The sequence below is a fragment of the Azospirillum tabaci genome, assembly GCF_014596085.1.
GTDB classification, from domain to species: Bacteria; Pseudomonadota; Alphaproteobacteria; order Azospirillales; family Azospirillaceae; genus Azospirillum; species Azospirillum tabaci.
Map to the genome: position 1 here is coordinate 117,170 of NZ_JACCJY010000021.1, position 14,020 is coordinate 131,189.

Annotated in this window: 11 protein-coding genes; 8 read left to right on the forward strand and 3 right to left on the reverse strand. The window is 68.5% G+C overall.

The features are described from left to right. Positions 1-9 precede the first annotated feature (9 nt). The 6 genes from lldP to H0B54_RS19150 all read left to right on the forward strand — a co-directional run bounded on the left by lldP (position 10) and on the right by H0B54_RS19150 (position 8,365). Positions 10-1,698, forward strand: coding sequence for an L-lactate permease (gene lldP, locus H0B54_RS19125; protein ID WP_188261652.1), 1,689 nt, complete (start codon positions 10-12; stop codon positions 1,696-1,698). A 331-nt stretch (positions 1,699-2,029) separates the two neighbouring features. Beyond that, complete coding sequence (locus tag H0B54_RS19130) at positions 2,030-4,903, forward strand: FAD-binding and (Fe-S)-binding domain-containing protein (RefSeq protein WP_188261653.1); 2,874 nt, start codon at positions 2,030-2,032, stop codon at positions 4,901-4,903. A gap of 20 nt (positions 4,904-4,923) precedes the next feature. After that, positions 4,924-5,694, forward strand: coding sequence for a (Fe-S)-binding protein (locus H0B54_RS19135; RefSeq protein WP_188261654.1), 771 nt, complete (start codon positions 4,924-4,926; stop codon positions 5,692-5,694). After that, complete coding sequence (locus H0B54_RS19140) at positions 5,687-7,111, forward strand: LutB/LldF family L-lactate oxidation iron-sulfur protein (RefSeq protein ID WP_188261655.1); 1,425 nt, start codon at positions 5,687-5,689, stop codon at positions 7,109-7,111. Before H0B54_RS19135 ends, H0B54_RS19140 begins: the two co-directional genes overlap by 8 nt. Continuing rightward, positions 7,104-7,763 (forward strand): LutC/YkgG family protein, encoded by a 660-nt coding sequence (locus tag H0B54_RS19145; RefSeq protein ID WP_188261656.1) that lies wholly within the window; start codon positions 7,104-7,106, stop codon positions 7,761-7,763. Before H0B54_RS19140 ends, H0B54_RS19145 begins: the two co-directional genes overlap by 8 nt. Positions 7,764-7,906: 143 nt before the next feature. Beyond that, positions 7,907-8,365 (forward strand): group III truncated hemoglobin, encoded by a 459-nt coding sequence (locus H0B54_RS19150; RefSeq protein ID WP_188261657.1) that lies wholly within the window; start codon positions 7,907-7,909, stop codon positions 8,363-8,365. On the opposite strand, the gene H0B54_RS19155 is transcribed toward H0B54_RS19150, so the two are convergent. Beyond that, the gene (locus H0B54_RS19155) at positions 8,366-8,860 is read right to left on the reverse strand and encodes a substrate-binding domain-containing protein (RefSeq protein WP_247895180.1); all 495 of its coding nucleotides are present in this window, start codon (positions 8,858-8,860) and stop codon (positions 8,366-8,368) included. It abuts the gene before it with no gap. A 65-nt stretch (positions 8,861-8,925) separates the two neighbouring features. Then, positions 8,926-11,334, reverse strand: coding sequence for a hybrid sensor histidine kinase/response regulator (locus tag H0B54_RS19160; RefSeq protein ID WP_188261658.1), 2,409 nt, complete (start codon positions 11,332-11,334; stop codon positions 8,926-8,928). Between the two features lie 249 nt (positions 11,335-11,583). Between H0B54_RS19160 and H0B54_RS19165 the strand changes: the two genes are divergently transcribed. Continuing rightward, positions 11,584-12,444: an LOG family protein gene (locus H0B54_RS19165; RefSeq protein ID WP_094304454.1), complete on the forward strand. Its 861-nt coding sequence runs from the start codon at positions 11,584-11,586 to the stop codon at positions 12,442-12,444. 3 nt (positions 12,445-12,447) lie between these two features. Here H0B54_RS19165 and H0B54_RS19170 read toward each other — a convergent pair whose 3' ends face one another. Next, positions 12,448-13,239 (reverse strand): DUF3750 domain-containing protein, encoded by a 792-nt coding sequence (locus tag H0B54_RS19170; RefSeq protein ID WP_188261659.1) that lies wholly within the window; start codon positions 13,237-13,239, stop codon positions 12,448-12,450. A gap of 182 nt (positions 13,240-13,421) precedes the next feature. On the opposite strand from H0B54_RS19170, the gene H0B54_RS19175 reads away from it, so the two are divergent. Then, on the forward strand, positions 13,422-13,862 hold the full coding sequence (locus H0B54_RS19175) for a hypothetical protein (RefSeq protein WP_188261660.1): 441 nt from the start codon (positions 13,422-13,424) through the stop codon (positions 13,860-13,862). The last annotated feature ends 158 nt before the right edge of the window (positions 13,863-14,020 follow it).

Sequence of the window (14,020 nt, forward strand, 5' to 3'; positions counted from 1 at the left end):
GTAGGAAACATGCAGCCCTGGACACAAGTCTACGATCCCGCGGGTAACCTTTGGCTTTCGGCACTTGTGGCCGCGTTGCCGATCATCTTCTTCTTCATCGCGCTGACCGTCCTGCGCATGAAGGGCCACATCGCGGGCACCATCACCGTCGCCATTTCGCTGGCCGTCGCCATCCTGTTCTACAAGATGCCGGTCGGCATGGCGCTGGCGTCCGCCGGATACGGCTTCCTCTACGGCCTGTGGCCCATCGCCTGGATCATCGTGGCCGCCGTGTTCCTCTACAAGATCACGGTCAAGACCGGTCAGTTCGAGATCATCCGCTCGTCGGTGGTGTCGATCACCGAGGACCAGCGGCTTCAGATGCTGATGGTCGGCTTCTCCTTCGGCGCCTTCCTGGAAGGTGCGGCGGGCTTCGGCGCTCCGGTCGCCATCACCGCGGCGCTGCTGGTCGGGCTGGGCTTCAACCCGCTCTACGCCGCCGGTCTCTGCCTGATCGCCAACACCGCCCCGGTGGCCTTCGGCGCCATGGGCATTCCGATCATCGTCGCCGGTCAGGTCACCTCGCTCGACCCGTTCAAGATCGGCGCCATGGCCGGCCGCCAGCTTCCGCTGCTGTCCGTCTTCGTGCCCTTCTGGATCATCATGATCATGGACGGCTGGAAGGGCGTGCGCGAGACCTGGCCCGCCATCCTTGTCGCCGGCGGCACCTTCGCCGTCACCCAGTACTTCACCGCCAACTTCATCGGGCCGGAGCTGCCGGACATCACCTCCGCGCTGGTCAGCCTCGTCAGCATCACCGTTTTCCTGAAGTTCTGGAAGCCGAAGGCGATCTTCCGCTTCGCCAACTCCCCGCTGGCGTCGGGTCCGGTGCCGCAGTCGGTCGGCGCCATGGCGTCGAGCGAGTTCAGCGCCCAGCGCGGCTACAGCGCCGGTGAGATCGCCAAGGCCTGGTCGCCCTTCCTGATCCTGACCGTGATCGTCACGATCTGGAGCCTGAAGCCCTTCAAGGCCCTGTTCGCCAAGGGCGGCGCGCTGGCCGACACGGTGCTGTACTTCCCGATCGCCGGGCTGGACAAGCTGGTCCTCAAGGCCGCCCCGATCGTCGCCTCGCCGAAGCCCATCGACGCCGTCTACAAGCTCGACCTGCTGGCGGCCACCGGCACGGCCATCCTGATCTCCGCGATCATCACGATGGTCATGCTGAAGATGCGCCCGGCCGACGGCGTGAAGACCTTCGTCGAGACGGTCAGCGAGCTGAAGCGCCCGATCTACTCGATCGGCATGGTCCTGGCCTTCGCCTTCATCGCCAACTACTCGGGCCTGTCCTCGACCCTGGCGCTGCTGCTGGCCGGCACGGGCTTCCTGTTCCCGTTCTTCTCTCCGATCCTGGGCTGGCTGGGCGTGTTCCTGACCGGGTCCGACACGTCGAGCAACGCGCTGTTCTGCGGCCTGCAGGCCACCACGGCGCAGCAGGTGGGCGTGTCCGACGTGCTGATGGTCGCGGCCAACACGACCGGCGGCGTCACCGGCAAGATGATCTCCCCACAGTCGATCGCCGTGGCCTGCGCCGCGGTGGGTCTGGTCGGCCGCGAGTCCGAGCTGTTCCGCTTCACCGTGAAGCACAGCCTGTTCTTCGTCGCGATCATCGGTGTCATCACGATGATTCAGGCCTACATCCTGCCCTGGATGATCCCGTAAGCGTCGAAGCCTGAACCCCCTTCTCCTCCCCCCGGGGAGAAGGGGGGGGCATCCACTGCCGAGCTTTATTCCCTACGGCGCCGCTCGGCCTTCCATCCGGTCGGGTGGCGCCGCTTTCTTTGTGCATTGCACCAGCGCAGCGCTGGGTTTGGTCAATTCATTTTACCATTGCGGCCACCAAGCAAATCGATTATCCGACGTACTGACTGTGGCACACAACAAGCCGTCCGTCTGACGGGCGGAAACAAACGTCGCCCCAGCACCCGCAACCCGGACCGGCGATCACGGAGGAGTCGTCGCGCGGTCCCAGATCCGGAGGCCCCGAGAACCGATGCTGCCCGCGCCCTATGACCGCCTGCACGCGGCCCTCCGGGAGTTCATGCCGGACGAACGCCTCGTCACCGACCCGCTGCGCACGCTGGCCTACGGGACCGACGGCAGCTTCTACCGCCTGATCCCGAAGATCGTCGCCATCGTCGAGGCCGAGGGCGAGGTGGTGCGGCTGCTCAACCTCTGCCGGGAGCTGAAGACCCCGGTGACCTTCCGCGCCGCCGGCACCAGCCTGTCGGGTCAGGCGGTCACCGATTCCGTCCTGGTCCTGCTGGGCGACAGCTGGCGCGGCTGCACCATCCCGCCGGGTGCGGCGACGGTGACCCTCCAGCCCGGCGTCATCGGGGCGGAGGCGAACCGCAAGCTGGCTCCCTTCGGGCGGAAGATCGGTCCGGACCCGGCCTCCATCGCCACCGCCAAGATCGGCGGCATCGCGGCCAACAACGCCAGCGGCATGTGCTGCGGCACCGCGCAGAACAGCTACCGCACGCTGGCCTCGATGCGGCTGGTGCTGGCCGACGGCACGCTGCTCGACACCGGCGACGCGGCCAGCCGCGACGCCTTCGCCGTCAGCCACGGCGCCCTGCTGTCCGGCCTGTCCGATCTGGCCGCCCGCACCCGCGCCGACGACAAGCTGGCGGAGCGCATCCGCAACAAGTTCCGCATCAAGAACACCACGGGCTACAGCCTGAACGCCCTGGTGGACTTCGAGGAGCCGATCGAGATCCTCCAGCACCTGATGATCGGGTCGGAGGGCACGCTCGGCTTCCTGTCCGAGATCACCTACAACACGGTGCCGGAGCACGCCCACAAGGCGAACGCCCTGCTGATGTACCCGGACATTGGGGAGGCGTGCCGCGCCGTCGCTCTGATGAAGCCGACGCCGGTCTCGGCGGTGGAGCTGATGGACCGCGCCTCGCTGCGCTCGGTCGAAGGCAAGCCGGGCATGCCGAACTTCATCGGCGGGCTGGGGCCGGACGCCTCCGCCCTGCTGGTGGAGATCCGCGGCGAGGATGCGGCGGCGCTGGACGCCAACATCGCTGCGGTCAGCGCGGTGATCGCCCAGACCCATACCCTGTTCCCGCCGACCTTCACCACCGACGCCAAGCTGGGCGAAAGCTACTGGAAGATCCGCAAGGGCCTGTTCCCGGCGGTCGGCGCCATGCGCAAGGTCGGCACCACGGTCATCATCGAGGATGTGGCCTACCCGCTCGACCGCCTGGCCGAGGCGACGGTGGAGCTTCAAGCCATGTTCCTGAAGTTCGGCTACACCGAGGCGATCATCTTCGGCCACGCGCTCGAAGGGAACCTGCACTTCGTCTTCACCCAGGCCTTCGACACCGACGAGGAGGTCGACCGCTACCGCCGCTTCATGGACGCGGTGTGCGATCAGGTGGTGCGCAAGTACGACGGCTCGCTGAAGGCGGAGCACGGCACGGGCCGCAACATGGCCCCCTTCGTGGAGATGGAGTGGGGTCCACAGGCCTACGGCCTGATGAAGGAGATCAAGGCGCTGCTCGACCCGCAGGGCCTGCTGAACCCCGGCGTCATCCTGAACGACGACCCGGAGGCGCATCTCAAGAACCTGAAGGCGATGCCGCCCGCCCATCCGCTGGTGGACACCTGCATCGAGTGCGGCTTCTGCGAGCCGACCTGCCCGTCGCACAAGATGACGCTCTCCCCCCGCCAGCGCATCGTCGGCTGGCGCGAGATTTCCCGACTGGAAGCCACCGGTGCCGATGCGACGCGGCTCAGCGCTCTGCACGAGGCTTACGACTATCAGGGCATCGACACCTGCGCGGCCTGCGGCCTCTGTTCCACCGCCTGTCCGGTGGGGATCGAGACGGGGCTGCTCATCAAGGCGATCCGCGGCGACCGCCGCGGGACGATGGCCCAGGGGTTCGGCACCTACGTCGCCGACCACACCGCCGGAGCGCTGAGCGTCGCCCGCGCCGGCCTGAAGCTCGCCGATCTGGCCAAGCGGGCGCTCGGCGACGGCACGGCCAATTCGCTGTTCGAAGGGCTGCGCAACGTCACCGGCCAGCGCCTGCCGCATCTGCCGCGCGCCCTGCCCACCGCGACCAATTTCACGCCGCTGCCCCAAGCCAAGGCGTCCGCCGACGCGCCGACCGTCGTGTATGTGCCGAGCTGCACCAGCCGCAGCATGGGTCCGGCCGCCAACGATCCGGAGAAGACCCCGCTGCCGGTCAAGGTGGAGGCGCTGTTCCAGAAGGCCGGCTACCGCGTCGCCTATCCGGAGCAGTTGGCCTCGCTGTGCTGCGGCATGCCGCTGGAGAGCAAGGGCCTCGCCGCCCAGGCCGACGCCAAGGCGGAGGAGATGGTCCGCGCCATCTGGGCGGCCAGTGCCAACGGCACCGCCCCGGTGGTCCTCGACACCAGCCCTTGCTCCTTCCGTCTGAAAAAGCACCTGAAGGACGCCGGGCTGCAGGTCCTGGATCTGGTGGAGTTCATCCACGACCATCTGCTGGACCGGCTGAATTTCACCAAGCAGACGGAGCCGGTGGTGCTGCACCTGACCTGTTCCACCCGCCGCATGGGGCTGGACGGCAAGATGAAGGCGGTGGCCGCCGCCTGCGCCACCCAGGTGGTGGTACCGGAGGATGTCGGCTGCTGCGGCTTCGCCGGCGACAAGGGCTTCACCACGCCGGAGCTGAACGCCCACGCCCTGCGCCACCTGTCCAAGGACATCCCCGCCGGGGCCAAGGCCGGCTATTCGAACAGCCGGACCTGCGAGATCGGCCTGTCCGACCACTCCGGCCTGCCGTACCGTTCCATCGTCTATCTGGTCGATGCCTGCTCGACGCCGAAGGCTCCCGCCACGGCTTCCACGCGCGCGTCGGAACCCGCGTTCTGAGGCGGGAGGGAGGAAAAACCATGAGCCACGACGGCACCATGAGCCGGCCCGACATCGAGCGGCCCGAAAGCGTTTACTTCTTCGGCACCTGTCTGGTCGACCTGTTCTATCCGGAAGCCGGCATGGCCGGCATGGAGCTGCTGAAGCAGCAGGGCGTCCGCGTCGTCTTCCCGCAGGGGCAGAGCTGCTGCGGCCAGCCCGCCTACAACTCCGGCTACCGGGAGGAGGCGCTGAAGGTCGCGCGCGCGCAGCTCGATTACTTTCCCGGCGACTGGCCCATCGTCGTGCCGTCGGGCTCCTGCGCCGGCATGATGAGCAAGCACTGGCCCGACCTGTTCAAGGGCGAGCCGGACGAGGCCCGTGCCCGTCAGGTGGCGTCCCGCGTGTGGGAGCTGACCCAATTCCTCGTCCAGGTTCTCAAGGTCAAATTCGAGGACCAGGGGCCGCCGGTGAAGATCACGTGGCACGCCTCCTGCCACGCCCAGCGCGAAATGGGCGTGACCGACGAGCCGAAGGCCCTGCTGCGCCAGCTCGCCAACGTGGAGTTGGTGGAGTTGCAGCGGGAGAAGGAATGCTGCGGCTTCGGCGGCACCTTCGCCGTGCGCCATCCGGAGATTTCCGCGGCGATGGTCGGCGACAAGGTGGCGGACATCGAGAACACCGGGGCGAAGGCCGTGGTGTCCGGCGACTGCGGCTGCCTGATGAACATCTCCGGCGCACTGGAGGGCGGCAAGAAGCCGGTCCGCGGCGTCCACATCGCCCAGTTCCTGAAGGAGCGCACCCATGGGTGAGACCAGCATCAATTTCGCCAAGGCCTCCAGCGCGGCGCTCCAGGACCAGCAGCTTCGCGGCAACTTCCGCCGTGCCATGGACGGGCTGATGTCCAAGCGCGCGGTGCAGTTCGCCGACACCGCCGAGTGGAACGGTGTCCGCGCGCTCGGCGCTTCGGTCCGCCTGCGCGCCCTGTCCAAGCTGCCGGAACTGCTGGAAAAGCTGGAAGCCAACTGCACCCGCAACGGCATCCAGGTCCATTGGGCCTCCACCACCGACGAGGCCAACGCCATCGTCCTGTCCATCATGCAGCGCGTGAACGCGAAGTTGGTGGTCAAGGGCAAGTCGATGGTGTCGGAGGAGATGCACCTCAACGCCTTCCTGGAAAAGCACGGCATCGAGAGCCTGGAAAGCGACCTCGGCGAATACATCGTCCAGCTCGATGAAGCGATGCCCTCGCACATCATCATGCCGGCGATCCACATGAACACCAAGCAGATCGCCCATCTGTTCAAGCAGAAGATCAAGGAGGCGGAATACACCGAGGACGTGGCCCAGCTCACCGACCTCGCCCGCCGCGTCCTGCGCAAGAAGTTCGCGACCGCCGACGTCGGGATCTCCGGCGTCAACATGGCGGTGGCGGAGACGGGCACGCTCTGCTTGGTGGAGAACGAGGGCAACGGGCGCATGAGCACCACGGTGCCGCCCGTCCACATCGCCGTCATGGGCCTGGAAAAGGTCGTGGAGAAGCTGGAGGACGTGCCGCCGGTCATCAGCCTGCTGACCCGCTCCGCCACCGCCCAGCCGATCACCACCTACGTCAACATGATCTCCAGCCCCCGCAAGGAGGGCGAGAAGGACGGCCCGAACGAGATCCATCTGGTGATCCTCGACAACGGCCGGTCGGGCATCTACGCCGACGAGGAGCTGCGCAACACGCTGCGCTGCATCCGCTGCGGCGCCTGCATGAACCATTGCCCGGTCTACACCAAGGTCGGCGGCCACGCCTATCAGGCGCCCTACCCCGGCCCGATCGGCTCGATCCTGATGCCGCAGGTGGAGGGTCTGGAGAAGCGGGGCGAGTTGCCGCACGCCTGCACCATGTGCAACGCCTGCGTCGAGATCTGCCCGGTCAAGATTCCCATCGTCGAGATCATGGGCCGCCTGCGGTCGGAGGCCGTGCACCCCGGCGACGCGGTGCGGGGCGCCGGATCGCACGCCAGCAAGGCGGAGGCGATGGTGTGGAAGGGCTGGTCGATGACCTACGCCTCACCGCTCGCCTACCAGTTCGCGACGGCGCTGCTGGCGAAGCTGGGCAACGCCGCCCCTGCCAGCCTGCCGCTGCTCAAGGAGTGGACGAACGTGCGGTCCAAGCCGCGCTTCGCCAACCGCACGCTTCACGCCCTCGCCCGCGAGAAGGGGATTCCCGATGTCTGAGTCCAGAAACGCGATCCTGGGCAAGCTGCGCGCCGGGCGCGACGCCCACCCGCTGACCCCGCCGGAGTCCGACTTCGCCGTCCTGCGCAACAAGCGCTGGGAAGGTGCGGAGCGGCTGGAGCGCATCAGGCGCATGATGGAGGCCGTCCACACGGAATTCCTGGAGACGACCGAGGTCGATTGGCCCGCCGACGTCCAGGCCTTCCTCAAAGCGCAGGGCACCCGCAACCTTCTGTTCGGTCCGGCGACCGAGGCCGGGGCGCGCCTCTCATCCGAATGGACGGAGGGCGGGCCGGAGCTGGTCCCCTACGCGGACCGGGTCGAGACCTTCAAGGAGCGGCTGTTCGACGGCATCGACGCCGGCATCACCACGACGCTGGGCGCCATCGCCGACACTGGCAGCCTGATCGTCTGGCCGACGCCGGAGGAGCCGCGGCTCATGTCGCTGGTGCCGCACATGCATCTGGCGCTGCTGCGCGCCGACGCGCTGTACGACACCTTCTGGCAGGCGATGACCGAGAACCGCTGGGCCGATGGCATGCCGACCAACGCCCTGCTGATCTCCGGCCCGTCGAAGACGGCGGACATCGAGCAGACTCTGGCCTACGGCGTCCACGGGCCGAAGCGGCTGGTGGTGGTGGTCATCCGCTAAGGGCGCAGGAGCGCGTTCGACGTTCATAACCCTCTCCCCTCTGGGGAGAGGGAATTTAAAGGCCCGCACGGGTGGCGGCGCGCTGCCGGGACGGGTATAGTGCGGGGGCTTGTTCGCCTCGTGCTTTTTAGGACCCCACCGCCTTGGACCAGACCGCCGTTCCCACCCCCCAATCCGCCACCATCGCCGAACGCGTCGCGAAAACCGGCATCGACGAGGCGATGATCGAAGCCCTCGTCCGCACCTTCTATGGCAAGATCCGCGGCGACGCCCTGCTCGGCCCGGTCTTCGGCGCGGCGATCACCGACTGGGAGCCGCATCTTCTGAAGATGATCGACTTCTGGTCCTCCGTCGCCCTGCTGACCCACCGCTACGACGGGCGCCCCCTGCCTGCCCACATCCGCTTCGACATCGGGCCGGCGCACTTCGAACGCTGGCTGGAGTTGTTCCGCGAGACGACGGCCGAGGTCTGCACGCCCGAGGCCGCCGCCTTCTTCGAGGACCGCGCCGCCAACATCGGGCGCAGCATCCAGATGGGGGTGGATTTCTTCCGCAAGCAGGCCGCCGCCGACGCGGGCACCGGCCCCGGAACCGGCGCCTGATCAGGCCCCGCGCACCGGCTTGCCCTTCACACCCCAGCTGTCCGTGAAGTCGCGCACGCCGGGGATGGTCATCATGTGGGCGTCCTTGACGTAGACGAACTGCTTGGGGCCAAGCTCGTACTCCATCATCGTGATGCCCTTGGCCCGGCAGCGCTTCTGCTCCTCCTCCCGGATGCGGCGGTCGGACACCACCATGTCGGGATGCTCCAGCCCGACCCCGGCGCAGAAGCTGCGGAAGCCGCTGTTGGCGCCCTCGGCGACGAGGCGCGGCTGGGTGTCGGGCGTGCTGCTGAAGCGGCTGGCCGCGGTGCCGACCGCCCCCCGCATGGACGGGCTGCCGACGATCCAGATCCCGCGTTCTTCCGGCGGCGGCTTCGGCACGGTCGGGGGCGGCAGGGTGGCCGTCTGCTGCGGCGATTGGAATCCGGGGAACTGGCACCCGGCCAGCGCCGCCGCGACGGCGACCATGGCAAGGCCTTTCGACAAGGATGGCACTCTGTTGTCTCCTCCATAACCCTCGCACGGCGCGGCGCCATCGGCACCGCTGGTGATAGCAACGCTCAAGCCGGCCCGATGGCTCCAAGATGGCGGGCAAGTGCGGCTTCGAGAAGGCGCGGCGTCACCGGCTTGTGCATCAGGCCAAGACCGTGCCGGGCGGCGTCGCGCTGCGGTTCCGGTCCGATCTCCCCGGTGACGATGAGGCCCGGCACGTCCGCGCCGAACAGGTCACGGACGCGCAGGATGGCCTCGGTGCCGACGCGGCCCTGGCGAAGCCGGTAATCGGCCAGCACGATGTCGGGCCGCCGTCCACCGGTGCGCAGACGCTCGAGCGCTTCGCCGGTGCTTCCGGCGGACAGCACCTCGAATCCCCACTCGCCCAGCATCGCCACCAGCCCCAAGAGGACGATGGCGTCGTCCTCCACGACCACGGCCAGCCGACCGTCCCCGGTCGCGGTCATGGCGTTGGCTCGCGCCATACCGGCCCCGACCGTCGGAGGACGTGGCGCGTCCTGGCGGATCAAGGGAACGCTGACCGAGAAGATCGACCCGCGCCCCGGACGCGACACCAGATCCACCGGGTGGTCGAGCAGCCGCGACAGGCGGCGCACGATGGCAAGCCCGAGGCCAAGGCCATGGTCGCGGTCGCGTTCCGGGTTACCGATCTGGTGGAACTCCTCGAAAATGCGCTCCCGTTGCTCGGGCGGGATGCCCAGGCCGGTGTCATGCACCTCGATGCACAGGCGCGTTCCCTGGGGGCGGCAATCGACCATCACGCGGCCCCGGTCGGTGTAGCGGATGGCGTTGTCGACCAGATTGCGCAGCATCCGCCCCAGCAGGACGCGGTCGCTGCGCACCGTGCCGGTGAAGGGAACGACCCGCCAGTCCAGCCCCTTCGCCTCGGCCAGCGGGGCGTAGGCGGCCGACAGCGGGCCGAGCAGGTCGGCGACGGGGAACTCCTCGATCTGCGGCGCCACCACCCCGGCGTCGAGGCGCGACACATCGAGCAGACTGTCCAAAAGATCCTTCAGCGTGTCCAGCCCCTGCTGAAGCCGGTCCAGCGCCCGCTGCCCGGCCTCGCCGGCAACATGGGAACCCAGCGCGCCGGCGAACAGCAGGATCGATTGCATGGGCTGGCGCAGGTCATGGCTGGCCGCCGCCAGGAAGCGGCCTTTCGAGCGGTCGGCCTCCTCCGCCGCCTGCTGGGCGCGTCGGATGTCATGGATGTCCACCGCGGTGCCGATCCAGGAGACGATGGCTCCCCGCTCCCGCACCGGGACCACGCGGCATTGGTGCCAGCGCCACGCCCCGTCGGCGCGCCGCATCCGGACGTTGCTCTGATAGGGCGTGCCCGCGGCAATCGAGCGCGTCCTCAATTCGAGATAGGCGGGGCGGTCGTCCGGATGGAACCCCTGCCAAGCGGACATGGCCTCCACGTCTTGGCCGGTGTAGGCACGCAACTCTTCATTGTAATATTCGGGAGTGCCGTCCGGGCGGTTGATCCACATGAGCAGCGGCGTGTTGTCCACCAGCGTGCGGAACCGCGCCTCGCTCGACCGCAGCGCCTCTTCCGCGCGCTTGCGGGCGGTGATGTCGCGAGCCACCCCGACGACGCCGATGGCGTCTCCCCAGGCGTCGCGCAGAGGCATCACGCTGATCATCAGGACGCGCGTGCCCTCCTCCGTCGGGAAAGGCAACTCCTCCTCGACCGTCTCCTCCCGCCCGGTGGCAATCACCCGTCCGCACAGCTCGTCGAGCCGCTCGGCCTCTTCCGGGGGGAACAGATCCTCGTCGGTCAGTCCCACCACGGCATCCCGCGTCCGTCCGAACAGGCGCGCGGTCGCGGAATTGACCAGCGTGAATTGGCGTTCGCAGTCCTTGGCGAAGATCGGGTCGGTGACGCTCTCCAGAAGGCTTTCCAGCAGGGCGTTCTTGTCCCGCAGCAGCGCTTCCGCCGCCTGGGCGGCGCGGTGGACGGCCTGGGTTTCCATCTCATGCATGGCGAGACGGGCAAACTCCTCCAGATCCCGCTCGTCCTCCGCGCTGAACTCCGGATGGGGCCGGTGGTCGAGAAGGGAGAAGGTTCCGATCCGCAGCCCGTCCGGCGCGACCAGCGGTGCCCCGGCGTAGAAACGCAGGTGCGGCGGCCCGGCCACAAGCTCATGTTCGGCGAAGCGTTCGTCCTCCCGCGTGTCGCGCACGACCAGCACCGCGTCGTCGAGGATGGTGTGGGCGCAGAAGGACAGCCGCCGCTCGACGACCGTCGTTTCCAGGCCATAGCCGGCCTTGGACCATTGCCGCGTCTCGTCCACCAGATTGACCATGACGATCGGCATGCGGAAATGGCGGGCGCCCAGCCGGGCCAGACGGTCGAAGGCTGCCTCCGGCGGCGTGTCCAGCACGCCGTAGCTCCTCAGCCGTTCGAGCCGGGCGCGCTCATCGGTAGGCCATGGCGGCTCGATGCTGGTCAACGTGGCCCCTTACGGACAGGACTCGAAGCAAGACGCGGACAAGACGCGGATGGTCGGGCGCAGACGCGCCTTTATCCATGATGTGGGCAGGACAAAGGCTCATGGAAAGACGCACAACCGCTTTCCCTTCCGCCTCCCTCCGGTCTGCGGCACAATTCCTTTGAATGCAAACCCTTTGAGTCCGGGCAAAGAGCCGCCCGCGCCCCCACATGACCAGAAGCCGTCCCCCGTCCCCACTCGGAGCACAGCATGAAGGACAGCAGGCCGAACCACGAATCCGCCGCCTACCGCATCGCTTTCGAGGACCGTGATTTCCTGTTGAGCGAGTCGATGCGCGGCGTGCGCTTCATGCTCGAATACGCCAAGCCGGAAGCGGAGCTGAAGGCCTGGGGCATCCGGTCGACCATCGTGGTCTACGGCAGCGCGCGGGTCCCCTCGCCCGAACGGGCGGAGCAGCTTCTCCGCGACGCTCGGACGTCTGAGGAGCGGCAACTGGCCGAGCGGCGGGCGAAGCAGGCGGCTTGGTACGAGGAGGCGCGGACCTTCGGGCGCATCGTGTCGGAGCGCGGCGGCGCCCTGGCGCCCACCGAGGACGGGCAGCGGGACAACGTGATCGCCACCGGCGGCGGCCCCGGCCTGATGGAGGCGGCCAACCGCGGCGCGCAGGAGGCCGGGGCGCCGAGCATCGGATTCAACATCAGCCTGCCGCAGGAACCGCACCCCAACCCCTACAGCACGCCGGAGCTGACCTTCCGCTTTCATTATTTCGCCATCCGGAAAATGCATCTGGCGATGCGCGCCAACGGGCTGGCGATCTTCCCCGGCGGCTTCGGCACCTTCGACGAGGCGTTCGAGATCCTGAATCTGCGCAACACCAACAAGGCGTCCCGCCTGCCCATCGTCTTCGTCGGACGCGACTACTGGAACGAGGTGGTGAACTTCCGCGCCCTGGCCGACCACGGCATGATCAGCGCCGGCGACCTCGACCTGTTCGACATCGCCGACACGGCGGAGGAGGCTTGGGACTGCATGACCCGGCTCGGCCTCAAGCGCGGCAACCCGCCGCTCGGCCCCGCCGGCACCGGCATGTCCGCCGCCGAGGACAGCTGAGGCTCAGCCCGGCGGCGGGCTGTCGGCGGCGGCCGGAGCCGTCGGGGCGGGAGCGTTCAGCGCCAACCGCCCGACGCCCGGGATCTTGACCGCGAGATCGAAGGGATCGACCCCGAAGGTCATGCCCAGCAGATTCACCTCGAACCCCTCCTCCTTGGCCAGGAGCAGGCCGGCGAGGCCGAACAGGCTGACCTGCCAACCGGTGCCGCTCGGTGCCCGCGCGATCAGGCCGGTTCCCAGATAGTCCTTGCCCAGCGCCGTGGAGGGCAGGTCGAGCCGCAGGTCCGGCACCGCCCGCCCCACCCAGGCGGCGAAGGTGTTGCTGTTGGGGCCGGGCCAGATGCGGTACTCCCCGGCGTAGGGGTAGCTCTGGGCAGCCTCGGCGATCCTGGGGATGGCGGCCTCGGCGGCAGGGCCGCGCAGTTCGGCCAGCACCGCAGGGGCGGAGCCGAACCAGCGCCCGTCCGGATCGCGGTTGCTGACCGCCACCGCCGGCAGGCCGCGGTAGACCCGCCAGCCGATCACCTCATAGACGGTGTAGGCCGAGGCCCCCGCCGGCTTCACCGCGAACCATGGGTGCGTGCCGAAGGCGCCGCGCCAAGACAGGGCGCGGGCGGCGTAGACCTGCACCACCGCCTCCGGCGTCGTGGCGGGATCGGGGGCGAGGCCGACGGACGCGCGGTCCGCCCGGCTCCAGTCCACGCCCAGTGTCGCCGTGCCCGACGCGATCACGAAAGCCGGACCGGCCAACAGCAGGACCAGCGTCATCAAAATCACCAGGATGGTGGCCACCATTCTTTTCCGCACCGCTCCCTCTCGCCTCATGGGCCGTTTCCCAGATAGGCAATCATCGCCCTGCCCGCCACCGATGTTGTACGTTGAGGAACAGCCGGTCGGTTCATCGCCGGAAGGTTTTTCGCCTGAGGGTTCATCGCCTAGAGGTTTATCGCCAAGAGGTTTATCGAAGGAGCGCCCCGATGCCCGCCGCCGACTTGACCGACCTTCTGGACCGCATCACCCGGCAGGCGCCGACCCGCGCCGCGGCGATGGAGGTCGCCCGCGCGCTCGGCTGGACCACGGGGCCGAGCCGCAAGGGGTGGAAGGTGGTCCAGCCCACCGGCTATGTCGGCGGCATGGTCGTCCCGCCCAGCGCCGACACCGCCGCCGCCGAGGTGTGGTTCGACCCCGAGGGGACGGAACGCGGCCTCGCCGGCCCCAACGCGGAGTTTCCGCCCTACCTGACCAGTCTGGACACCGCCCTGTCCGTCGTCCCCGCGGCGGAGCGCGCGGCCACGCTGCGCAGCGCGCTGGACCGCCACCGGGCATGGCAGGAGGAGTCCGGGCGGGACGACGCGGCGCTCGGCCGCCTGCCCGCCTTCGTCATCGCGGCGTGGCTGTCCGTGAAGCCGACGGCGTGACGGACCTCACTCCGCCGCTCCGCTCTCCTTGCGGGAGCTGTTCATGGCCTGGGCGGCGGCGAATCCGATAACCCGGTTGGCGGCGTCCGGATCGTCCACCCGCACCACCACGCCGCGCCCGACCAGATGGATGCCGTGAGCCTGGAAGGCCCGGATCA